The following is a 20,137-nucleotide window of genomic DNA, read 5'->3' on the forward strand; positions in this document are numbered from 1 at the left end:
GGCCCAGGTCGTAGGGCGCGGCGCTTTGTCATCTGGGTCCCGGCCTTCGCCGGGATGAGCGGTGGAGAGGGAATCCCCAACCGCCTTCCTCGCCCCTGTGGCGAGGATCCCTGTGTCCGCCCACGCCGCGCCAGCCACCCAAGCTCAACGCACGCCGCCCGCAGGGACCCTCGCCACGGGGGCGAGGGAAGCAAGGGGAGGGGGCCTTATCCCCACCCACGCCCCCAGTCCTACAATTCCCCTCCGACCCCTCGTCCAGTCACCCAAGTCACCCCGCCAGTCGCCCTAATCCCAGCCGCAAAGGAGACCGGATACACACGCGACATTGTTCCCGTTCCGTTTCCTCCCGACGCGGGTTAGGTAGGCCGGGTGAACGCGCTCGCCCCGAGTCTTGATCTGGCCCCCGCGCTCGTCGTCCTGCCCGGACCGCGCGGCGGGGTGGCGGATGCGACGGGGCCGCGCGCCCTGCGCCCGCCGGACGCCCGCGATCTGATGGAGCAGGGGCCGGTCCTGGTGGCCCACGCCGCCATGACCGCCCGGCGCCTGGGCCTGCACGCGCCGGCCCGCTCGGGCCGCATCTTCGACGCGCTGGAGCTGTTCGCCTTCGTCTATCCGGCCCGGTTCTGCGCCCCCTCGGCGGCGGGCCTGGCCCTGGCGCTCGGCCTGCCCGAACCCAAGGGCGCGGTGGAGCAGGCGGCCGGCCTACGTCGGGTCTGCGAACTGCTGCTGGCCGAGGTCGCCCAGGCGCCCTGGCCGACGCGGGAGGAAGCCCTGGCCTTGGCCGAAACCCTGGCCCGCGCCGGCTGGGCCTGGGGGCCGCCGATCATCGGCGCCCTGCGCTCGGCCCCCGTGGGCAACGCCTTCCGTTCCAGCGGTCTCGACGTCTGGAGCCGCATTCCCGAGTGGGAGGATCAGGCGCCGCTGGGCGAGTCCGGCTCCAAGCCGATCAGCCCCCAGGGCGCCGCCGACCGTCTGGCGTCCCTGCTGCAACGTGCCGGCCTGGACGAGGCGAGACCGGCCCAGGCCGAGTTCGCCAGCGAGACCGCCTTCGCCTTCCAGCCGCGCGAGCGGGAAGGCGAGCCGCGCATGATGCTGGCCGAGGCCGGCACCGGCGTCGGCAAGACCCTGGGCTACCTGGCGCCGGCCTCCCTGTGGGCCGAGGCCAACGGCCCGGCGGTGTGGGTCTCGACCTACACCCGCGCCCTGCAACGGCAGATCGAACGCGAGAGCGCCTCGATCTATCCCGACCCGGCGGTGCGCGCGAAAAAGGCCGTCGTGCGCAAGGGGCGCGAGAACTACCTGTGCCTCCTGAACTTCCAGGAGCAGAGCAACAGCGGCCAGCTCGGCGCCTCGGACCTGATCGGTCTGGGCCTGACCGCCCGCTGGATTCGCGCCAGCCGCGACGGCGACATGACCGGGGGCGACTTCCCCGCCTGGCTGCCGACCCTGTTCGCCGTCGCCCCGGCGGCCCAGGCCAGCGCCGCCAACCTGGTCGATCGGCGCGGCGAATGCGTCCACGCCGGCTGCCCGCACTACCGCGTCTGCTTTGTGGAAAAGGCGGTCCGCGCCTCTCGTCGGGCCGACATCGTCATCGCCAACCACGCCCTGGTCATGACCCAGGCCGCCTTCGACGGGGCCCGCTCGGCCAAGGGTCTGAAGACCGACATCGAGACGACCACGCTCAAACGCATCGTCTTCGACGAGGGCCACCACCTGTTCGAGGCCGCCGACAGCGCGTTCTCGTCCGCCCTGTCGGGGGCCGAGTCCGCCGAGCTGCGCCGCTGGATCCGCGGGCCCGAGGGCCGTGGCCGCCGGGGCAGGGGGCTGGAGGCCCGGCTGCTCGACATCCTGGGCGACCGGGAGACCGCGCGGAACGCCCTGCGCGACGCCCTGCACGCCGCCGCCGCCTTGCCGGGCGAGGGCTGGTCCGGCCGCGTCGCCCCGCCCGACGGCCAGGTGAACCCCATCGGCCCGATCGAGGCCTTCCTGGTGGTGGTGCTGGAGCAGCTTCGCGCCCGCGCCACGGCCTCCGACGTGGGCATGGAGTGCGCCGCCCGCCCGGCGCTCGACATGGTCCGCCAGACCGCCGCCGAGGCCGCCCGCGCCATCGCCGCCGTCGAGGCGCCGCTGCTGGCCCTGGCCCGCCACCTGGAGGACGTCCTCGACGAGGATACGGACACGCTGCCGACCTCCGAACGGGCCCGGATCGAAGGCGCGCTGCGTGGTCTGGACCGCCGGGCGCGCATGACCCTGCCGGCCTGGCGCTCCATGCTGAAGGCCATCGACGAGGACAGCGAGGACGACCCCGAGTTCGTCGACTGGTTTGAGGCCACCTTCCTCTACGGCCGCGTGGTCGACGCCGCCTGCCGCCGCCATTGGGTGGACCCCACCCAGCCCCTGCAGGCAGCCGTCCTGTCCCGGGCGCACGGCGTGCTGGTGACCAGCGCCACGCTCACCGACCCCTCGGCCGAAGACCCCTTCGCCCTGGCCGAGATGCGCACCGGCGCCGCCCGCCTGCCCGAACCGCCCAAGCTGCTGCGCCTGGCCTCCCCGTTCGACTACGCCAGGAACGCCAAGGCCTTCGTGGTCACCGACGTGGGCCGCGACGATCCCCGCCAGGTCGCCGCCGCCATGCGCGAGCTGTTCCTGGCCGCCGGGGGCGGGGGCCTTGGCCTGTTCACCGCCATCCGACGGCTGAAGGCGGTGCATGAGCGCATCGCCGCCCCCTTGGCCGACAAGGGCTTGGCCCTCTACGCCCAGCACGTAGACCCGCTCGAGGTCGGGGCCCTGGTCGATATCTTCCGCGCCGAGCGCGACGCCTGCCTGCTGGGCACCGACGCGGTGCGTGACGGCGTGGACGTGCCGGGCCGGTCCCTGCGCCTGCTGGTGTTTGACCGCGTGCCGTGGCCGCGCCCCGACCTGCTGCACAAGGCCCGCCGCCAGCGGTTCGGCGGCAAGAACTACGACGACGCCACCGCCCGGGCCCGCATCTCCCAGGCCTTCGGCCGCCTGATCCGCCGGGCGGACGACAAGGGCGTGTTCGTCATGCTCGACGCCGCCGCGCCCACCCGCCTGTTCGCCTCCCTGCCCGAGGGCGTAGAGTTGCAGCGCGTCGGCCTGGTCGAGGCCATCGAGGCCACCGCGGAATTCCTCAAGGAGGACCAGTGAGCGAGGGCTTCACGCGCGGCTCGCCTGAATATCGCCGCGTGGCCGTCGCCCTGTTCGCCGCCGGCTTCGCGACCTTCGCCCTGCTGTACAGTGTCCAGCCGCTGATGCCCCTGTTCGCGGCCAGGTTCGGCCTGAACCCGGCCGACAGTTCGCTGGCCCTGTCCTTCTCCACCGCCGCCCTGGCCCTCTCGCTGCTGGCGGCGGGGGCCATGGCCGACCGGGTGGGGCGCAAGACCCTGATGACCGCCTCGCTGTTCGCTTCGGCCGCCCTGACGGTGGTCGCCGCCCTGGCGCCCAACTGGCCGATGCTGCTGGTCGCCCGTACCCTGCTGGGGGTCGCCTTGGCCGGCGTGCCCGCCATCGCCATGACCTATCTGGCGGAGGAGGCGAAGGCCGAAGCCCTGGGCTCGATCATGGGCCTCTATGTCGGCGGCACCGCCGTGGGCGGCATGAGCGGACGGCTGCTCAGCGGCCTGCTGGCCGACTTCACCGGCGACTGGCGCATGGCCGTCGGCGGGGTGGGCCTGGCCGGGCTGGCCGCCGCCGTGGCGTTCGTGAAGCTCCTGCCGCCCTCGCGCCGCTTCCACCCCCGCGCCGGCCTGACCGTACGCCAGCAGGTCAGGGACTACGCCGCCAGTTCGCGGACGCCCGGCCTGCCCTGGCTGCTGCTCTGTGGGTTCTGCCTGATGGGCGGGTTCGTGACGCTCTACAACTATGTGGGCTTTCGGCTGCTCGGTCCGCCGTTCCACCTCAGCCATGCGGCCGTGGCGCTGATCTTCCTGGTCTATCTGGCCGGCGTCCCGGCCTCGCCGTTCTTCGGCTCCCTGGGCGGTCGCGTCGGGCGCGGGCCGGTGCTGGCTGCGGCGGCGGTGATGATCGCGGCGGGTGCGGCTCTGACGCTCAGCCACAGCGTCGCTCTGACTGTCCTGGGCGTGGCGGTGCTGACCGCCGGCTTCTTTGGGGGGCATGCCCTGGCTTCCGGCTGGGTCGGACGGCTGGCCGGGCCGGCCAAGGCGCAGGCGGCGTCGCTGTACCTGCTGTTCTACTACGCCGGCTCCAGCCTGGTCGGCTCCAGCGGCGGCCACGTCTTCTCCGCCGGCGGCTGGGGCGCCCTTATCATGCTGGTGTCAGGCCTCGCCGGGCTGGTTCTGCTCGCCGCTTGGCGACTGAACGTGGTCGAACAGCAATTGTGACGCTTTCTTGAATGTCCAGAACGGTTTAACGACAACGCCAGAAGCGCGAAGGGAGAAGCGCCAGCGTGTCGAAGTTCTGGGTTGCCGGTCTCGCCGTACTGCTGTCGGCGGGCGCGGCCAAGGCCGACGAGTTTGTCCGGCCCGACTGCCGCAGTCTGGTCTCGGCCAGCGACCGGCTCAGCTATGAGCGCGCTGAGCACCCGGTCTGGTACCGCCGTTTCTGGACGGGCGAGTGTGGCGGCCTGCCGCTGTATCGCTGCAAGCCGGGTTCGCCCAACTGGAACGACGTGGCGAGCCAGATGATGAGCCGCGCCGCGCCGGCCGCCCGCAACGCCGTCCGGCTCAAGGCCTGCCGCCTTGGCCAGACGATCGGCCACGAGTGGTCGCGCGACAAGCCGATCCGCCGGATCGACACCGCCGATCTCAAGGCGATGTTGAAGCTGCTGAACGAGACCCCGGATGTGTCCGCCGGTCTCGATCGCGTCGACGCCAGGGTGCGCGAGCTGATGGGCCGCCCGCGCCGCTGAGGTCGAACTACTGCTCGTCGTCGTCGCCGACGAGCCGCATTTCACCCACCGGCAGGTCCGCCGGGCAGGCGCCGATCCAGCGGCCGGTCATGGCCATGGTCGAGCTGTCGGTCTTGCCGTCCGGCGTGGTGATGGTCATCTTCAGCTCGCCGTCGGTCTTGGTCTGGGAGGTGCGATAACGCATCTCCATCTTCACGTTGACGCCCGACTGGGTGCAGTCCGAGATCATGGTCACCTGGCCGGGCGAGGTCTTGATGTCGGGCTTGCAGGTGGAGTCCTCGCTGCCGCCGCTCTCACTCAGTGGGATGCCGTCGGCGCCGACGCAGTATTGCGAACGGGTGACGTCCTCGCCGTCCTTCACCTCGGACTCCCACAGGCCCGGCTTGACCTTCAGGTTGCGGCCGATGAGTTCCGGCATCTCGCTGCTCGCGACTTCCTTTTCGGTCGTCGCGCCCTGGTCGGCTGCCTTGTCGCTCTTGCCGCAGGCGGCCACGGCCAGAACGCTGGCGGAGATGATGATGAGATTGCGCATGGTGTCCTCGATTGGTCGTGGCCCGAAGGCCGAACCTTTCTGAGTATGGACTCGCTCGCCGACGGCCATGCTCGGACGACGAACGGCGCCCTTGACGCGACGAGCGTCAGTGCTTGCCGCGGTCGCGCCCGAAATTGCTTTCGGCGCTGTCCTGGCCCATGTCGATGATGCCCCTTCGGATCGCGCGGGTGCGGGTGAACAGCTCATGCAGCTTGTCGCCTTCGCCCCAGCGAATGGCGCGCGACAGGGCCTGAAGGTCCTCGGTGAAGCGGCCCAGGATCTCCAGCACCGCCTCCTTGTTGGTCAGGAAGATGTCGCGCCACATGGTCGGGTCGGAGGCGGCGATGCGGGTGAAGTCGCGGAAGCCCGACGCCGAATAGCGCATCACTTCGCTCTCGGTGACCTCTTCCAGATCGGCGGCCGTGCCGACGATGTTGTAGGCGATCAGGTGGGGCAGATGGCTGGTGACGGCCAACACCAGATCATGGTGCTTCTCGTCCATCATCTCGACCTGCGAGCCGAGCGTGCGCCAGAAGGCGGCCAGCTTGCCCACCGCGTCCAGATATTCGGCGTCTTCGCGCGGCTGCGGCGTCAGGATCGTCCAGCGGCCATGGAACAGCTCGGCGAAGCCCGCGGCCGGGCCGGAATGCTCGGTGCCCGCGATGGGGTGGCCGGGGATGACGAATACGGTCTCGTCGGTGTGCGCCTTCAACGCTTCCGACACCGCCGCCTTGACCGAGCCGACGTCGGTGATCGTCGCGCCCGGCTTGTAGGCGCCGGCGGCGGCTTCCGCCGCGTCGGCGATGGCCAGGACCGGGGTGGCGAAGACCACCAGGTCGGCATCCTTGACCGCCTCGCGCACGTCGCCGGTGACCTGGTCGGCCAGCTTCAGCTCGGTGATCGTGGCGCGGGCGGCCTCGCTGGCGTCGGCGATGACGATCTCGCTCACAACGCCCGTCTCGCGCGCGGCGCGGGCGATGGACGATCCGATCAGGCCGCAGCCGATGATGGCAAGACGCGGGTAGAGGATCGGCGTGTTCATCGATCCGCTCCCATGAACTGCGCCAGCAGGTCGGCCACGGCGCGATTATGCTCCTCCAGCCCGATGGTCAGGCGCAGGCAGTCGGGCAGGCCGTAGCCGGCGACCACGCGCAGGATGTAGCCCTTGGAGCTCAGGAATGCGTCCGCATCCTTGGCCGTCTTGCCGGGCGTGGTCGGGAAGGTGATCAGGATGAAGTTCGTAGCCGACGGCCCGACCTCCAGCCCGATGCCGCCCAACTGCTGGGTCAGCCAGTCGCGCCACTGCTCGACGTGCGCGATGGAGCGGGTCTGGAACTCGTCGTCGGCCAAGGCGGCCACGGCGGCTTCCTGGGCGGGGATGGAGGTGTTGAAGGGCGGACGGATGCGATCCATCGCCTCGATCATCTCCACCGGCCCATAACCCCAGCCGACCCGTAGCGCGGCCAAGCCGTGCAGCTTGGAAAAGGTGTGGGTCACCACGATGTTGCGGGCCGTGCGCGCCAGCTCGTGGCCGCACTCGAAGTCGGGCGAGCGGGCGAACTCCGAATAGGCCTCGTCCAGCACCAGCACTACGCTGGCGGGCAGGGCGGCGTGCAGGCGGCGGACTTCCTCGCCGGAAATCCAGGTACCCGTCGGGTTGCCGGGATTGGCCACGAAGACCATGCGGGTACGCTCGTCCACCAGCTCCAGCACGGCGTCCACGTCCATGCGGTGGTTCGGTTCGCGCGCCATGCGGGCCTCGGCCTGGGCGGCGCGAATGGCGATGGGATAGGCGGCGAAGCCGTGTTCGCCCATTACGGCGTTATCACCGGGCTCCAGATAGGTCTGGCAAAGCAGGGTGAACAGCTCGTCCGACCCGTCGCCGAAGATCAGGCGTTCCGGCTCCAGCCCATACTTGCCAGCGATGGCGGCGCGCAGCCCCTCGGCGCGGCTGTCCGGATAGATGTGCATGCGGTCGGCCGCGGCGACATACGCCTCGCGCGCCTTGGGGCTGCAGCCGAGCACGTTCTCATTCGACGACAGTTTGACTGGATGGGCGACACCCTCGACCTTGGATTTGCCCCCCACATAGGCGGCGATGTCCAGGATGCCCTGCTTGGGGATCGGGCGGTCGGCGGCGGTGCGGTCGATCATGACCGGGCTTCTACACGTCGAAGGACAGCGGCGCAGCACCGATCACGCCCGTCAGGCTCCCGGGCGCACGCGCCAGGCGCTCATCCTGCGGCTGGTAGAAGCCGGACAGGGCGAACAGCTTCAGGCCGCCGACGTCGGCGATCATTTCGCCCGCCACGCCGTCCTGCGCCAGCTTGTCGGCAACCGCCTGGCCCGAGCCCGCCGCATCGGTGACCCAGAAGGTCTCGTCGCCGCCGGTCGGCTCGATATTCACCTCGGCCGCGGCCAGGGCGCCGGTCGGTCCCCAGATAGACAGGCAGGGCAGGGCGGCGAACACCTTCACCTTCGGCTCGACCAGCAGGCGGCCCCACCAGGGCGTGTCGGAATTGAGCGCCAGCACGGCCACGCCGCCGGGCGTGCGGGCCGCGGCGATGGCGTTCTCGGTCTTGTCGGTCTGCGCCATGCGCGGCGCGGCGCCGAACCGCAGGCGAGCCAGCTCGACAGCCCGGGCCGGGTCACGGCCGCCAAAGACCGACAGGTGGAAAGGTCCCTGGCGGGACAGGCTTTCAGCCATGATCTCGCGCCAGATGCGAAGGACCAGAGCGTCGCTGGCGGCGTTGCGAGGCCGAGCGAGAAGATTGCGGACGATCTGGGCTTCGCGATCAGGGCGCAGGCCGAAGCGGTCAGCCTCGCCCGCCGCCGCCTTGGCCGCGGCTACAGCGCGCGCCAGACCAGCCCGCTCGTCGATCAGCTGGAGCAGTTCGGCGTCGATCGCATCGAGCCGCCATCGGACCTCTTCTAGCGAGGGCGCGTCGCTGGGCGCGTTGTCCATTTCATTCCCCGAAATCGAGGGGCGGAACATAGTCCTTGCGCGCGCGGGCGCAACTCCACTCTTTCACGCAAGGATATTGCGCGTTCGGCTTAGTAGATGCGGGGCGCGCCGCCCATGGTCTGGCCCGACAGCCGCGTTTCGCCGTTCTCGAACTTGAAGGTGGAGCCAATCAAGCCGCCGGTGGCGCCCTGGGCGCCCAAGGCGGCGTCGATCCGGCCGGTCAGGCGGCCATCGGGGCTCACCGACAACTGGCCGGACTGACTGTTGAGGCCGCCGTCCTTGGTGCTGATCTCGGCGCGGCGGACACTCACCTGGCCGCCGGCGGCGGTCCAGCGCTGAACCGTGTCGCGCCAGCCGTGACCACGCATGGCGCTGAACTTGCTGAAGACCACGTCCACCAGCAGCAGGGCCGGTTCATCACGCGCCACGCGGTCAAGCACCTGATCCTCGAACTGCACCCGTGCGCCCTCGACCTTCAGCATGAAGGCGGCCTGATCGTCAGGACCGGGGCGCAGATGCATCTCCAGGCGGCTGGCCGACCGAAGCGGGTATTCCTCGGCGCCGGTGCCGGGGGCGAAGCTCAGGCCGACACCCTCGATGGAGATGCGGGGCGGCGCCCCCTCCGGACCGGCGATGCTGGCGCGCAGGGCCTCGCCCGTGATGGTGACAGGGCCGCCGAGGGGGCGGGTGAGCATGGCGCCTTGCGGCGCGGTTCCGACCCAATGACGCAAGTTAAAAACCTCGGCTTCACCCTTCAGGACGGGCGCCGACAGGCCCCATCCCGAGGGTTCGGTGATACGCAGGTTGTCGAACTCCACGTTCAGCCGGAAGGGATAGCCGCTGATCTTGCGGTTCTGCCAGGCCACGTCATAGCCCACGGCCCGCAGGCGCGCGGTCTCGGCGTCCACCCGGCGCTCCGTCTCGCCCCGAAGCCAGGCCCAGACGACAGACCAGATCGCCACCGCGACGAGCAGAACGACGTATGGCGCGATCAGCCAGAACCGGCGGGGTTTACGCGGAGGGATCGGATCGGGCAGGGTCATTTTAAAGGGCGCCGAGCATCGGGAGTTGAAATTGGGCGATGACGAAGCGGCCGCGTCGAGCGGCGACCGCTGGGTGTTCGGTTATGGATCGCTGATGTGGCGGCCCGGGTTCCAGTATCTAGAACGCAAAACGGCGGTGCTCCATGGGCGTCGACGGGCATTCTGCATCTATTCGGTACACCACAGGGGCACTTATCAGCGCCCAGGTCTAGTCCTGGGTCTCGCGCCAGGCGGCGCGGTTCGCGGTGTGGCCTATCGCGTGGCCGCGGCCGAGTGGCCCCAAACCTACGCCTACCTGCGTGAACGCGAGCAACCCACCGAGACCTATGTCGAGGCGTGGCGCGAGGCGCGGATCAATGGCGGCCTGCGCGCGCCGGTCCTGGTGTTCCTGTCGGATACGGATCACCCGCAGTGGGCGGGGGCGCTTAGCCACCAGCAGCAGGCTGATCTGATCGCCGGCGCCGCGGGTCTTTCGGGGCGGAACATCGACTATCTGCGCGATCTCGTCGTCCACCTGCGTGAGGAGGGCGTTCGCGACCAGGGTATGGAGAGCCTGCTGGCGATGGTCGAGGCGCGCGAGCCCGCCTAGACGCCCTCGGCCAACAAGGCGTTGGAGGCCGCGTCGATCCGTGTCGCCATCTCACGCATGAATTCGGCGCGCTTCAGTCCGGCCGGGATCGGCGGCAGGTACTGGAAGACGATGGTCCCTGGGTAAATCTTCAAGCCTTTGCGCGGCCAGTGAACCCCGGTGTTCAGAGCCAGGAGGCTGCAGGGCAAGTCGAGTTCGCGATAGAGCGCCGCGACGCCGGGCTTGTACTCGGTAGGCTCGCCGGGGCTGGAGCGCGTGCCCTCGGGGAAGATCACGATCTGCCGGTCTTCCTTCATCCGGTCGCGGGCGTCGCGCACCAGTTTCTTGAGCGCGGCGGAGTGCCCTTCGCGATCGACGACGATCATGCGGTCCTTGGCGGCGTACCAGCCGAAGAACGGAATGACGGTCAGTTCCTTCTTCAGGATGAAGCAGGCGTCCGGCAGGACGGGCAACTGACCGAAGATGTCGAACATGCCCTGGTGTTTGGCGGCGATCAGGGCTGGGCCGGTCGGCCGATGCTCCACGCCCCGGACCTCGACCCGCACGCCGCAGATCACCTTCAAGAGCCAGGTCACCGCCGCGCCCCAGACGCGCAGGGCGCGGGCGAGGATCGGGCGCGGCATGAACAGGAACGGGACCATGATGAGGCAGGTCATCACCGACATCAGGTAGAAGGCGGCGATGAACAGCAGCGAGCGCAGCAAAATCAAAAGCTTGGTCCCTAGCCCTTGCGTTCCTGGTCGGGGCCGAGCTTGAGAAATGCCTCGCGTCCCAGGATAGCCAGATACTTACAGTACTCGAAGGCCATGCGCTTGGCTCCGGTCGCGGTCTTCCACCAGCTGCGCGCGTCCATGGCCTCGGTCTTGATGGGATAGGCGTGGAATTCGGCCTCCGGCATGGCCGAGCGCAGTTCGATCATGGCTCGGGGCATGTGATAGTCGGCGGTGACCACGATCACGCTTTTGTAGCCCAGGTTGCGAGCCCACTCGGCGGTTTCGCGGCCGTTGCCCACCGTATCGGCGGCGGTGAAGCCGAGGTCCACGCAGCAGTCATAGAGGCCCTTGGTGGCGCCGGTGACATCCTGGATGTCGGCGCGGGTAGCCTCGCGATTGACGCCGCTGACCAGCAGGCGGTCGCCCTTGCCATCTTCCAGCAGGCGCATGCCTTCTTCCAGCCGTGCGTTGGAGGCGCCGGTCAGGACGACGATGCCCTCGGAGGTGGGGGGAACCTGCGCCGGGGTCGACATGTCGACACGGGCCGCGAAGGTCAGAAGTCCTACGCCCCAGATCATCAGCGCGATGAGAAAAGCCGCGATGGTTTTCATAGTTCGACGATCATCCTGCGAGTTCTCCGGTCAACCGGATCGCGACCCCGCGCGCGGCGACGGCCGCGGTCAGGGCTGCGATGACGGGGCAGGGCAGGAGCCAGGCCAGGTCGCTCCAGACGAGCGGAAGCACCGGCGCCAGGCCCCCGCCCCCGCCGGCGAGCCTTAGTCCTGCGCCGATCATGGCCGCCCCTGCCGCGCCGAACAAGCCCGCGACGGCGGCCATGCGCGCGAAACGGGCCTGGAACAGGCGGGCGATGAACGTGCCCTTGGCGCCAGACAGGTGCAGGACTTCGATGACATCGCGGCGAGCGGCAAGGCCCGCGCGGGTCGCGAAGGCGACCGTCGCGGCGGCGGCGGCGGCGATCAGCACGAACACGCCGATGGCCGCCCAGCGGATCAGCGCGGCGGAGCGTTCGATGTCCCCGATCCAGCGGCTGTGGTCATCCACGCTGGCGTCCAGACCTGCTGCTTGCAGCGCGGAGTCCAGCGATTGCGCCGTGGCGGGTTTGGCGGGGTCCAACTCGACGGTGACGAGGCGCGGGACCGGGAGGTCTTCAAGCAGAGCCTCGCGGCCGATCCAGGGCTCAAGCAGTTCCTCGGCGTCGGCCTTGGCCAGGGCGCGCGCTTCGGTGACGCCGCTCAGGCCGGCCAGTGTCTCGGCCGCGCGGGCGGCGGCGGCGTCGGGAGATTCCGCGCCCTTGGGGCGCACGACGATGGTGGCCGAGCCGGTCAACTGCCGCGACCAGCCCCGCGCGCCGCGATCGGCGCTGATGGCGGTCAGGGCGGTCAGGCAGGCCAGCAGGCACAGCACCGCCACCACGAAGGTCAGGGCGAAGTCCCTCTCGTCGCGCTTGGGCAACAGGGGGCCGGGACGCCAGCGGCGGAGGTCGAAGCTGTCGCTCACAGCTCATCCCCCCGAACATTCAGCGACGCGCTGGGCGGAGCCAGCAGCCGGCCGCGTTCCAGCCGCAGGACCGGCCGACGGGCATGCGCCACCAGATCGTCGTCGTGGCTGGCGATCAAGACCGTGGTGCCCATGCGGTTGAGCTCCACGAATAGCCGCAGGATGCGCAGGGCCATCTCGTGATCGACATTGCCGGTCGGCTCGTCGGCCAGCAGCAGGTCTGGGCGGTTCACGACGGCGCGGGCGATGCCCAGGCGCTGCTTCTCGCCGCCGGACAGGGTGGCGGGCAGCGCGTGCATCCGCTGATCCAGCCCGACCCAGGCCAGAAGTTCGGCGATGTCGTTACGATAGGAGTCCGGTTTGCGGCCCGCGATGCGCAGCGGCAGGGCCACGTTGTCGAACACCGACAGGTGCTCGAGCATGCGAAATTCCTGGAACACCACCCCGATGCGCCGGCGCATCATCGGCTGGTCGGCGGCGCGGACGGTGGAGACGTCGCGCCCGAACAGCTCCACCCGTCCTCGCGAGGCCCGGTGGGCGAGGTAGATCAGCTTCAACAGGCTGCTCTTGCCCGCGCCGGAAGGACCGGTGAGGAAATGGAAGGAGCCGGCCGGCAAGGCGAAGCCGATATCCTTCAACGTTTCAGGCGCACGACCGTAGCGCATGGCCACGCCTTCAAAACGCACGACGTCCGGCGCCGAGGCGAGACCGGAATACTCAGATTGTACAAACGGTTTTCTGGACATGGAGACCGAAATCGGCGACCTCGTTGGGACGAGCGGGAGCGTCCGATTCTGCGGCCATGATACTGACCTGCCCCAAGTGCGCCAGCCGCTATTTGGTGCCCGACGACAAGGTCGGATCGGATGGCCGTGCTGTTCGCTGCGCCAAGTGCGGGAACAAATGGACGGCCTACAACGAGCAGCCGCTCGATTTGGCCGAGGAGTCGACTCCGTCGGTCTTCGCCGATGTGCCGCCTGCCAGCGAAGACGACATCGAGGCCGAGCTCAACGAACTGAGCAGCGATCTGTCGGGCGAGGAATTGCCCAAGGCGTTCCGAGCGCGCGCCGACGGGGAGCGCAAGGTGCGCCACGCGGCGACGGCGGGGATCGTCTGGGCCTCTGTCCTGGGCCTGATGGCCCTGACCCTGGTGCTCGCGGTGGTGTTCCGCGCCGACGTGGCTCGCGTCTGGCCTCGCACGGCGGGTGTCTATGATCTGATCGGCATGCCGGTGAACAACGTCGGCCTGATCATCGAGGGCCTGAAGGCGCAGCCGTCGCTCGAAGGCGGCCATGCCGCCCTGACGGTCACCGGGGTGATCCGCAACATCCGCGCCACGCCGGTCGTGTCGCCGCCCTTGCAGGTCAGCCTGCTGAATCCCCAGGGCAAGCGTGTTGCTGGCAAGCTGGCCGCCGCCGCCGATCCGACCATTCCCGCGGGAGAGGTTCGCCACTTCGCGATCGTGATCCTTGATCCGCCCTCGACCGCCCGGGACCTGGAGATTCGCTTCGACCTGAAGGACGGCGCCGCCAAGGCCGCTCACGCTCCCCTGACGCCGGCGGCCAACCCGGACCATGCCAAGACGCCGGCGTTGCGCGGCGCCAAGACCGAGGTTCGGGCTGCGCCTCAGACCCACCCGGAGAAGGGCTCGCATGACTGACCAGCCCATAGAGCTGCTGTCCGAGGCCGAGATCGCCGCGCGCGTGGACATCCTGGCCGAGCAGATCGCACCGCGGGTGGACGAGAACACGGTGGCGGTTTGCCTGCTGACCGGCGGCATCTGGTTCGCCGCCGACTTGACCCGGGCGCTCGGCCGTCGGGGCAAGTACGTGCGCTTCGACGCCCTGTGGCTGGCGTCCTACCATGACAGCCAGGAGTCCTCGGGCCGCTGCCAGGTGCGCGCGGATCTTCAGCGCCCCTTGATCGGCCGCAAGGCGCTGGTGCTGGACGACGTTTTCGACACCGGCCTGTCGCTGTCGGAAGCGGTGCGCCTGGTGCGCGACGCCGGGGCCAGCGAGGTGATCTCAGCCGTCTTCGCCCGCAAGCCGTGGCCCAAGCCGCGCGCCATCCAGCCCGACTTCGTGGCCTGGGAGGCGCCGGCCCGCTTCCTGGTCGGCTACGGCATGGACAACCAGGGCGTCATGCGCGGCCTGCCTTACATCGGCGCGCTGGACTAGCGCGTCCTTCGAGACGCGGGCTTTAAGCCCGCTCCTCAGGATGACGGATTCAACAGCAAACCACCTTCGTCATGCTGATGAGCGCGAAGCGCGTCTCGAAGCACGCAGGCCCTAAACCCACTCCGCCGACATCTCGCGCGCCAGCATTTCGTCATAGGTCGGACGGGCGCGGATCACCGCGAACTTGTCGCCGTCCACCAGCACCTCGGGCACCAGGGGGCGGGTGTTGTACTCGCTGGCCATGGTCGAGCCGTAGGCGCCGGCGGACATGAAGGCCACCAGGTCGCCGCCCGACAGCACAGGCAGAACGCGGTCGCGGGTGAAGGTGTCGCCCGTCTCGCACACTGGGCCGACCACGTCATAGACGCCGGTCTCCGCTCCGCACGGCTTGACCGGGCGGATGTCGTGATAGGCGTCGTACATGGCCGGACGGATCAGGTCGTTCATGGCCGCATCCAGCACCAGGAAGCGTCGTCCTTCCGGACGCTCATGGACGTGGATCACCTCGGCCACCAGCACGCCCGCGTTGGCGGCGATGACGCGGCCCGGCTCGAAGGCCAGCTGCACATCCAGGCCATCGACCACTCTGGCCACCATGGCGGCGAAGTCGGCGGGCGTCGGGGGCTCGGGCTGGTTGAAATAGGGCACGCCAAGGCCGCCGCCGAGATCGAGGCGCTCGACCGTCAGTCCCTCGGCCCGCAGGCTTTCGACTAGGCCGCGCATCTTGCGGAAGGCGGCCTCCATGGGAGCGAGATCGGTGATCTGACTGCCGATGTGGCAGGCCACGCCCACCGGCTGCAGGTGCGCGTGGTTCGAGGCGTTGGCGTAGAGGCGTGCGGCCTCGGCGAAGGAGACGCCGAACTTGTTCTCGGCCTTGCCGGTGGAGATCTTGGCGTGGCCGCCGGCCGAAACGTCCGGGTTCACGCGGAAGGCGATCTTGGCCTTCACGCCCAGCTCCGCGGCGACTTCCGCGATCAGCTTCACCTCTGGCTCGGACTCGACGTTGATCTCGGCGACGCCCGTGGTCAGGGCGAAGGCGATCTCGGCGCGGGTCTTGCCGACCCCGGAGAAGACGATCTTCTCAGGCGCGACGCCGGCCGCCAGGGCGCGACGGATTTCGCCTTCGGATACCGTATCCGCGCCCGCGCCTTCCGCCGCCAGGACCTTCAGGACCTGGACGTTGGAGTTGGCCTTGACCGCATAGGCGACCAACGGCTCGCCGATCTGCGGATGGCTGCGCAGGGCGTCGCGGAACACCGTGAAGTGCCGGCGCAGGGTCGCGGCCGAATAGACATAGACCGGCGTGCCGACGCTGGCGGCGATGCGCGACAGCGGGACGCCCTCGCAATGGAGTTCGCCGTCCCGAAGCTCGAAATGGTTCATTTAGGGCGCTGGCCGAAAGGGTCGTTGATGCCGGGCAGTTGGGTCTCGTTTACCGGGCGATTGGCGGTGGCGGGGTCCATTTGTTCGCGCGTGCTCTTGGGCGCGGACGGCTGGTTGGCCTCCGACGAGGATTTCTCAGCCTCATAGCGCGCCTTGGCGGCGGCGCCGAACATAGGCGCCGGGCGCTCAAGCGGCCCGACCTTGCCGCAAGCCGCCGCAAGCATGGCTCCAGCCCCGACGGCGATGATCACAAGGCTGCGGTTCATGCGAGGATCTCCTTCCAGCGCGCGATCTGCGCGCGGACCTGGGTGGGTGCGGTTCCACCATAGCTTACGCGGCTGGCGACCGAAGCGGCAGGGGTAAGAACGGAATAGACTGCATCGGTGATCCCGGCGTTCAGCGCCTGAAGCTCCGGCAGGGGCAGGTTCGGCAGGTCGCAGCCCAATTCCTCACAGCGCTTTACCGCCGCACCCGTCACATGGTGGGCGTCGCGGAAGGGCAGGCCCAGCTCGCGCACCAGCCAGTCAGCCAGGTCCGTGGCGGTGGAAAAGCCCGCGCCCGCCGCCGCGCCCATGCGCTCCGCGTTCGGGGTCAGGTCGGCGACCATGCCAGCCATGGCCAGCAGCGACAGCTCCAGGGCGTCGAAGGCCTCGAAGGTCGGGACCTTGTCTTCCTGCATGTCCTTTGAATAGGCCAGCGGTAGACCCTTCATCACCACGGTCATGGTGGTGAGCGAACCCAGGATACGGCCGACCTTGGCGCGGATGAGCTCGGCGGCGTCAGGGTTCTTCTTCTGCGGCATGATCGAACTGCCGGTGGTGAAGGCGTCGGTCAGCTTGATGAAGCCGAACTGCGGGGTCATCCAGACCACGATCTCCTCGGCCAGGCGCGACAGGTGGGTGGCGCAGATCGAGGCGGCCGACAGGGCTTCCAGCGCGAAATCGCGGGCCGAGACGCTGTCGAGCGAATTGGCGGTCGGGCGATCAAAGCCAAGGGCGCCCGCCGTCTGATGACGATCGATGGGGAAGGGCGACCCCGCCAGGGCGGCGGCGCCCAGCGGGCACTCGTTCATTCGGGCGCGGGCGTCCTTGAACCGCGAGGCGTCGCGGCCGAACATCTCGACATACGCCATCAGGTGGTGGCCGAAGGTCACCGGCTGGGCCGGTTGGAGATGCGTGAAGCCCGGCATCAGGGTGTCGGCATGGGCTTCGGCCGTGGCGATCAAGGCGCGTTGCAGGGCCTCGATCTGCGCCGCTGAGCGGTCGCAGGCCTCGCGCACCCAAAGGCGAAAGTCGAGCGCCACCTGGTCATTGCGCGAACGGGCGGTGTGCAGGCGGCCGGCGGTCGCGCCGATCAGCTCGCGCAGCCGCGCTTCGATATTCATGTGGATGTCTTCGTATTCCTCGCGGAATGGGAAGGCGCCGGCCCTGATCTCACCCTCGATGGCGTCGAGGCCTTTGAGGATTTCAGCAGCATCTTCGCTTGTAATCACGCCCTTGCTGGACAACATCGCGGCATGGGCGCGTGAGCCCGCCAGATCCTGCGCCCAGAGGCGCTTGTCGAAGCTGATGGAGACGTTGATCGCCTGCATCAGTTCCGCGGGTTTGGCGGAGAAGCGACCGCCCCACATGGCTTGGCCCTCGGCCTTAGGGGAGGGCGCATTGGAGGCGTTGTCGGTCATATGAGCGAAGTCCAGGCGGAGAAACCCAGGCCCGACCTTTTGAAGTGGGCCATCCGGGGCGTCGCCCTGATCGGCGTCGCGGCGGTTCTATACGTCATAGGCGCCTCCGCATTCAAATCCCCAGCGGGCGAAGATGGCTTGGCGGACCTGTCCGACCTGCGCCGGGCGAGCCTGGCCAAGCTGGATGTGCCCGCCGAACCGCGCGCCATGCCGACCGTCGGCTTCACCGACGCGGACGGTAAAGCCCTGACCCTAGCCGACTTCAAGGGCGAGGTGGTCGTGCTGAACCTGTGGGCGACCTGGTGCGCGCCCTGCAAGAAGGAGATGCCGACCCTCGCCGGGTTGCAGGCGGCCTACGCCACCCAGCCGGTGAAGGTGCTGGCTGTCAGCGTTGATCGCGACGACGACCTCAATATCGCCAAGGCCGACATCGCCGCCGTGCCGCCGCTGAAACTCTATCGCGACCCGGGATACAAGCTCGCCTTCGGCCTGACGCCGCGCGCCGAGGGCTTCCCCACCACCTTGATCTTCGACAAGCAGGGACGTGAACGCGCCCGCCTGGCGGGTGAGGCGGACTGGAACAGCCCGGAGGCCCGTGAACTGGTGGAGCGCCTGATCCGCGAGAAAAGCTGAAGCGGGCTCACTTGATTAGCGATTGACCGCCTCGTTTGGCCATGCACAGCTTCGCTCCGCGCTGTTCCGTAGCGCACAAAAGTCAGGGAGACGGCGACACATGGCCACCGGTACGGTCAAGTGGTTCAACACCACCAAGGGCTTCGGCTTCATCCAACCTGAAGATGGCGGCAAGGACGTTTTCGTCCACATCAGCGCTGTCGAACGTGCAGGTCTGCGCTCTCTGAACGACGGTCAGCGCGTCAGCTACGAAGAAAAGGAAGAGCGCGGCAAGATCGCCGCCGTGGATCTGAAGGCCCTCTAAGGCGTCTCCAGGCGACAAGATTTCAGCGGGCGCCGGTCGTATGATCGGCGCCCGTTTCATTTGCGGAGCCCGCGCCTGAGCGTCGATCCAAAGCTTCTCGAACCTATCGCCGACCGCGCCTGGCCCGCGGCCGAGCAATTTCGCATGGGCGGCTGGCGGTTGAACGCCTCCGTCGGCTTCTCCCAGCGGATCAACGCCTGCTGGCCTCTCGGCCGCCCTAGCGTCGCCGCGCCCAGGGCTATCGAAGCCGTGGAGCGTTGGTACGCCGCACGGGGCCTGCCACCGCGATTCAAGCTGACGGACCGCGCTGTCGCCCCACGGACCCTGGCGCAGCAATTGGAGAAGCGGGGCTATCGGCCCGCGAACCGCACGCTGGTCATGGTCGGCCCTTGCCGGGGCGAGGCGGACACCGGCGTTTTACTGGAAGGCGCTCCGGACCCTGCGTTCGAGGCGGTGTTCACCGCCACGGCCGGCGGCAACCTGGCGGACGCTCGGGAGCGGCTGGACGCCCTGCGCCGCATCGGCCCGCCCGCCCTGTTCGCCCGGATCGAAGGCGAGGCTGGCCCCGAAGCCATTGGCGCCTCCGCCGTCGAGGGCGCGTGGGCGGGCGTTTTCGCCATGCGAACTGCGCCCGATCATCGCCGCAAGGGGCTGGCGCGGCGCGTGCTGTCGACCCTGCTACACGCCGCCGGCGGCGAGGGTGCGACGCGCGCCTATCTGCAGGTCGAGGCGAACAACGCGCCCGCCATCGCCATGTACGAGGCGGCCGGGTTCTCCACCGCCTATACCTACGCTTACTGGACCACCGGGGCCTGAGGACGTCGGGCGCTGGCCCATTGGGCAAGAACGACGCTGGCCAGGACGACCGTGCCGCCCAGAATCTGCTGCGCGGTAAGGCGCTCGCCGAACAGCCCCCAGGCGATCGCGCCGGAAAAGGCCGGCTGGATCAGCACCGTGACCGCGGCCACCGCCGTCGGCAGGCGGCCTAGCGACCAGGCGATGGCTCCCTGACCGATCACGTGTGTCGCCGCCAAGCCGACCAGAGCCCATCCGCCGTTAGTGGTCGCGGGAAGGAGCGATTCGCGCAGAGCCATCGCCACCACGAGAAGCGCGGCAGCGCCCGACAGGCTGGACCAGAACATGATCGCCGAGGCCGTGCTCCTGGCGCGCCCGGCTCGGGTGGCCAGAAGATAGCCGGCGTACCAGGCCGCGCCGAGGGTGGCGAGAACGTCGCCCAACAGGGGATTGGGGCCGGGCGTGCTGACCATGCCGCCGCCCATGGCCATGACGACCGCGCCTGTGATGGCTCCGGCCAAGCCGACGAGGAACAGGGCCTGCGGCCTCTCGCGAAACAGCATCCAGCCGATGATCGTCACATAGATGGGCGCCAGATTGCCCAGCACCGTAGCGTTGGTCACTGACGTGAAGCCCAGCGAGTAGTGCCAGAGCGCCAAGTCTCCGCAGAGGAACAGACCACCCAGAACGCCAGGCAGGGTAGGTCTTGTCAGCGAGGCGGCATCCCGGTTGGCGATGGCGATGATCGCCAGCACCGGCACGCTCAACCCCAGCCGCCAGAAGCCGATCGCCGCCGGCCCGGCGTCGGACAGCCGCACGAAGATCGGGGTCAGGCTGATGGCGCAGGCCCCGAACAGCAGGGCGGCGTAGGCGGTCCAGCGCGGAGCGGGGGTCATAAGCCCGAGCTAGGCCGTTC

General features: G+C 69.1%; 22 protein-coding genes. 9 read left to right on the forward strand and 13 right to left on the reverse strand.

Features of this window, described 5'->3' with window-relative positions:
* Positions 1–492 precede the first annotated feature (492 nt).
* From O5K31_RS06955 to O5K31_RS06965, 3 genes are all read left to right on the forward strand, one after another.
* Positions 493–3,168 (forward strand): ATP-dependent DNA helicase, encoded by a 2,676-nt coding sequence (locus O5K31_RS06955; protein ID WP_442867780.1) that lies wholly within the window; start codon positions 493–495, stop codon positions 3,166–3,168.
* Positions 3,165–4,361, forward strand: coding sequence for an MFS transporter (locus O5K31_RS06960; protein ID WP_269716580.1), 1,197 nt, complete (start codon positions 3,165–3,167; stop codon positions 4,359–4,361). The genes O5K31_RS06955 and O5K31_RS06960 overlap by 4 nt, the downstream gene beginning before the upstream one ends.
* 65 nt (positions 4,362–4,426) lie before the next feature.
* Positions 4,427–4,888, forward strand: a complete 462-nt coding sequence (locus O5K31_RS06965) for a hypothetical protein (protein WP_269716581.1) — start codon at positions 4,427–4,429, stop codon at positions 4,886–4,888.
* 7 nt (positions 4,889–4,895) lie between these two features.
* Here O5K31_RS06965 and O5K31_RS06970 read toward each other — a convergent pair whose 3' ends face one another.
* The 5 genes from O5K31_RS06970 to O5K31_RS06990 form a co-directional block, all read right to left on the reverse strand.
* Positions 4,896–5,420 carry a DUF3617 domain-containing protein gene (locus O5K31_RS06970; protein ID WP_269716582.1) on the reverse strand — a complete coding sequence of 175 codons (525 nt, stop codon included), beginning with the start codon at positions 5,418–5,420 and terminating at the stop codon, positions 4,896–4,898.
* Between the two features lie 106 nt (positions 5,421–5,526).
* Positions 5,527–6,462 carry a prephenate/arogenate dehydrogenase family protein gene (locus O5K31_RS06975; RefSeq protein ID WP_269716583.1) on the reverse strand — a complete coding sequence of 312 codons (936 nt, stop codon included), beginning with the start codon at positions 6,460–6,462 and terminating at the stop codon, positions 5,527–5,529.
* A complete protein-coding gene (gene hisC, locus O5K31_RS06980; RefSeq protein ID WP_269716584.1) occupies positions 6,459–7,574 on the reverse strand; it encodes a histidinol-phosphate transaminase in 1,116 nt (371 codons plus the stop codon). Before hisC ends, O5K31_RS06975 begins: the two co-directional genes overlap by 4 nt.
* Before the next feature lie 10 nt (positions 7,575–7,584).
* Positions 7,585–8,385, reverse strand: a complete 801-nt coding sequence (locus O5K31_RS06985; RefSeq protein ID WP_269716585.1) for a chorismate mutase — start codon at positions 8,383–8,385, stop codon at positions 7,585–7,587.
* Positions 8,386–8,474: 89 nt separating this feature from the next.
* The gene (locus tag O5K31_RS06990) at positions 8,475–9,428 is read right to left on the reverse strand and encodes a DUF2125 domain-containing protein (RefSeq protein ID WP_269716586.1); all 954 of its coding nucleotides are present in this window, start codon (positions 9,426–9,428) and stop codon (positions 8,475–8,477) included.
* Between the two features lie 31 nt (positions 9,429–9,459).
* Between O5K31_RS06990 and O5K31_RS06995 the strand changes: the two genes are divergently transcribed.
* Entirely contained in the window at positions 9,460–10,017 is a 558-nt protein-coding gene (locus O5K31_RS06995; protein WP_269716587.1) for a gamma-glutamylcyclotransferase, read from the forward strand.
* On the opposite strand, the gene O5K31_RS07000 is transcribed toward O5K31_RS06995, so the two are convergent.
* From O5K31_RS07000 to ftsE, 4 genes are read right to left on the reverse strand one after another with little or no spacing between them, the layout of a single operon-like run.
* Positions 10,014–10,727, reverse strand: coding sequence for a lysophospholipid acyltransferase family protein (locus O5K31_RS07000; RefSeq protein WP_269716588.1), 714 nt, complete (start codon positions 10,725–10,727; stop codon positions 10,014–10,016). The genes O5K31_RS06995 and O5K31_RS07000 overlap by 4 nt on opposite strands.
* Positions 10,728–10,738: 11 nt before the next feature.
* A complete protein-coding gene (locus tag O5K31_RS07005) occupies positions 10,739–11,341 on the reverse strand; it encodes a YdcF family protein (RefSeq protein WP_269716589.1) in 603 nt (200 codons plus the stop codon).
* Between the two features lie 10 nt (positions 11,342–11,351).
* Complete coding sequence (locus O5K31_RS07010; RefSeq protein WP_269716590.1) at positions 11,352–12,248, reverse strand: cell division protein FtsX; 897 nt, start codon at positions 12,246–12,248, stop codon at positions 11,352–11,354.
* Positions 12,245–12,994: a cell division ATP-binding protein FtsE gene (ftsE, locus tag O5K31_RS07015; protein WP_269716591.1), complete on the reverse strand. Its 750-nt coding sequence runs from the start codon at positions 12,992–12,994 to the stop codon at positions 12,245–12,247. Before ftsE ends, O5K31_RS07010 begins: the two co-directional genes overlap by 4 nt.
* Positions 12,995–13,050: 56 nt before the next feature.
* Here ftsE and O5K31_RS07020 point away from each other — a divergent pair, with 56 nt between their 5' ends.
* Positions 13,051–13,908, forward strand: a complete 858-nt coding sequence (locus O5K31_RS07020) for a DUF3426 domain-containing protein (RefSeq protein ID WP_269716592.1) — start codon at positions 13,051–13,053, stop codon at positions 13,906–13,908.
* Positions 13,901–14,425 carry a phosphoribosyltransferase gene (locus tag O5K31_RS07025; RefSeq protein ID WP_269716593.1) on the forward strand — a complete coding sequence of 175 codons (525 nt, stop codon included), beginning with the start codon at positions 13,901–13,903 and terminating at the stop codon, positions 14,423–14,425. The genes O5K31_RS07020 and O5K31_RS07025 overlap by 8 nt, the downstream gene beginning before the upstream one ends.
* A 111-nt stretch (positions 14,426–14,536) precedes the next feature.
* Here the strand turns inward: O5K31_RS07025 and lysA are convergent, their stop codons facing one another.
* The 3 genes from lysA to argH are packed head-to-tail and all read right to left on the reverse strand — an operon-like array spanning position 14,537 to position 17,489.
* Positions 14,537–15,808, reverse strand: coding sequence for a diaminopimelate decarboxylase (gene lysA, locus O5K31_RS07030; protein ID WP_269716594.1), 1,272 nt, complete (start codon positions 15,806–15,808; stop codon positions 14,537–14,539).
* The gene (locus O5K31_RS07035; RefSeq protein ID WP_269716595.1) at positions 15,805–16,074 is read right to left on the reverse strand and encodes a hypothetical protein; all 270 of its coding nucleotides are present in this window, start codon (positions 16,072–16,074) and stop codon (positions 15,805–15,807) included. Before O5K31_RS07035 ends, lysA begins: the two co-directional genes overlap by 4 nt.
* A complete protein-coding gene (gene argH, locus O5K31_RS07040) occupies positions 16,071–17,489 on the reverse strand; it encodes an argininosuccinate lyase (RefSeq protein ID WP_269716596.1) in 1,419 nt (472 codons plus the stop codon). Before argH ends, O5K31_RS07035 begins: the two co-directional genes overlap by 4 nt.
* Here argH and O5K31_RS07045 point away from each other — a divergent pair, their 5' ends adjacent.
* The 3 genes from O5K31_RS07045 (at position 17,490) to O5K31_RS07055 (ending at position 19,242) form a co-directional block, all read left to right on the forward strand.
* Entirely contained in the window at positions 17,490–18,122 is a 633-nt protein-coding gene (locus tag O5K31_RS07045) for a TlpA family protein disulfide reductase (protein ID WP_269716597.1), read from the forward strand.
* A gap of 100 nt (positions 18,123–18,222) precedes the next feature.
* Positions 18,223–18,426, forward strand: a complete 204-nt coding sequence (locus O5K31_RS07050; RefSeq protein WP_269716598.1) for a cold-shock protein — start codon at positions 18,223–18,225, stop codon at positions 18,424–18,426.
* 60 nt (positions 18,427–18,486) lie between these two features.
* The gene (locus tag O5K31_RS07055; RefSeq protein ID WP_269716599.1) at positions 18,487–19,242 is read left to right on the forward strand and encodes a GNAT family N-acetyltransferase; all 756 of its coding nucleotides are present in this window, start codon (positions 18,487–18,489) and stop codon (positions 19,240–19,242) included.
* On the opposite strand, the gene O5K31_RS07060 is transcribed toward O5K31_RS07055, so the two are convergent.
* Positions 19,221–20,117 (reverse strand): DMT family transporter, encoded by an 897-nt coding sequence (locus tag O5K31_RS07060; protein WP_269716600.1) that lies wholly within the window; start codon positions 20,115–20,117, stop codon positions 19,221–19,223. The genes O5K31_RS07055 and O5K31_RS07060 overlap by 22 nt on opposite strands.
* Between the last annotated feature and the right edge of the window lie 20 nt (positions 20,118–20,137).

This window comes from Caulobacter sp. NIBR2454 (genome assembly GCF_027474405.1).
Classification (GTDB): domain Bacteria; phylum Pseudomonadota; class Alphaproteobacteria; order Caulobacterales; family Caulobacteraceae; genus Caulobacter.

What these genes read in the sequence shown, in the direction of transcription:
- O5K31_RS06985 (WP_269716585.1), bottom strand. Translation starts at nt 8,385, where the DNA reads ATGGACAACGCGCCCAGCGACGCGCCCTCGCTAGAAGAGGTCCGATGG.
- lysA (WP_269716594.1), bottom strand. Translation starts at nt 15,808, where the DNA reads ATGAACCATTTCGAGCTTCGGGACGGCGAACTCCATTGCGAGGGCGTC.
- O5K31_RS06990 (WP_269716586.1), bottom strand. Translation starts at nt 9,428, where the DNA reads ATGACCCTGCCCGATCCGATCCCTCCGCGTAAACCCCGCCGGTTCTGG.
- ftsE (WP_269716591.1), bottom strand. Translation starts at nt 12,994, where the DNA reads ATGTCCAGAAAACCGTTTGTACAATCTGAGTATTCCGGTCTCGCCTCG.
- O5K31_RS07020 (WP_269716592.1), top strand. Translation starts at nt 13,051, where the DNA reads ATGATACTGACCTGCCCCAAGTGCGCCAGCCGCTATTTGGTGCCCGAC.
- O5K31_RS07005 (WP_269716589.1), bottom strand. Translation starts at nt 11,341, where the DNA reads ATGAAAACCATCGCGGCTTTTCTCATCGCGCTGATGATCTGGGGCGTA.
- O5K31_RS06975 (WP_269716583.1), bottom strand. Translation starts at nt 6,462, where the DNA reads ATGAACACGCCGATCCTCTACCCGCGTCTTGCCATCATCGGCTGCGGC.
- O5K31_RS06955 (WP_442867780.1), top strand. Translation starts at nt 493, where the DNA reads ATGGAGCAGGGGCCGGTCCTGGTGGCCCACGCCGCCATGACCGCCCGG.
- O5K31_RS07050 (WP_269716598.1), top strand. Translation starts at nt 18,223, where the DNA reads ATGGCCACCGGTACGGTCAAGTGGTTCAACACCACCAAGGGCTTCGGC.
- O5K31_RS07025 (WP_269716593.1), top strand. Translation starts at nt 13,901, where the DNA reads ATGACTGACCAGCCCATAGAGCTGCTGTCCGAGGCCGAGATCGCCGCG.
- hisC (WP_269716584.1), bottom strand. Translation starts at nt 7,574, where the DNA reads ATGATCGACCGCACCGCCGCCGACCGCCCGATCCCCAAGCAGGGCATC.
- argH (WP_269716596.1), bottom strand. Translation starts at nt 17,489, where the DNA reads ATGACCGACAACGCCTCCAATGCGCCCTCCCCTAAGGCCGAGGGCCAA.
- O5K31_RS07035 (WP_269716595.1), bottom strand. Translation starts at nt 16,074, where the DNA reads ATGAACCGCAGCCTTGTGATCATCGCCGTCGGGGCTGGAGCCATGCTT.
- O5K31_RS07045 (WP_269716597.1), top strand. Translation starts at nt 17,490, where the DNA reads ATGAGCGAAGTCCAGGCGGAGAAACCCAGGCCCGACCTTTTGAAGTGG.
- O5K31_RS07060 (WP_269716600.1), bottom strand. Translation starts at nt 20,117, where the DNA reads ATGACCCCCGCTCCGCGCTGGACCGCCTACGCCGCCCTGCTGTTCGGG.
- O5K31_RS06970 (WP_269716582.1), bottom strand. Translation starts at nt 5,420, where the DNA reads ATGCGCAATCTCATCATCATCTCCGCCAGCGTTCTGGCCGTGGCCGCC.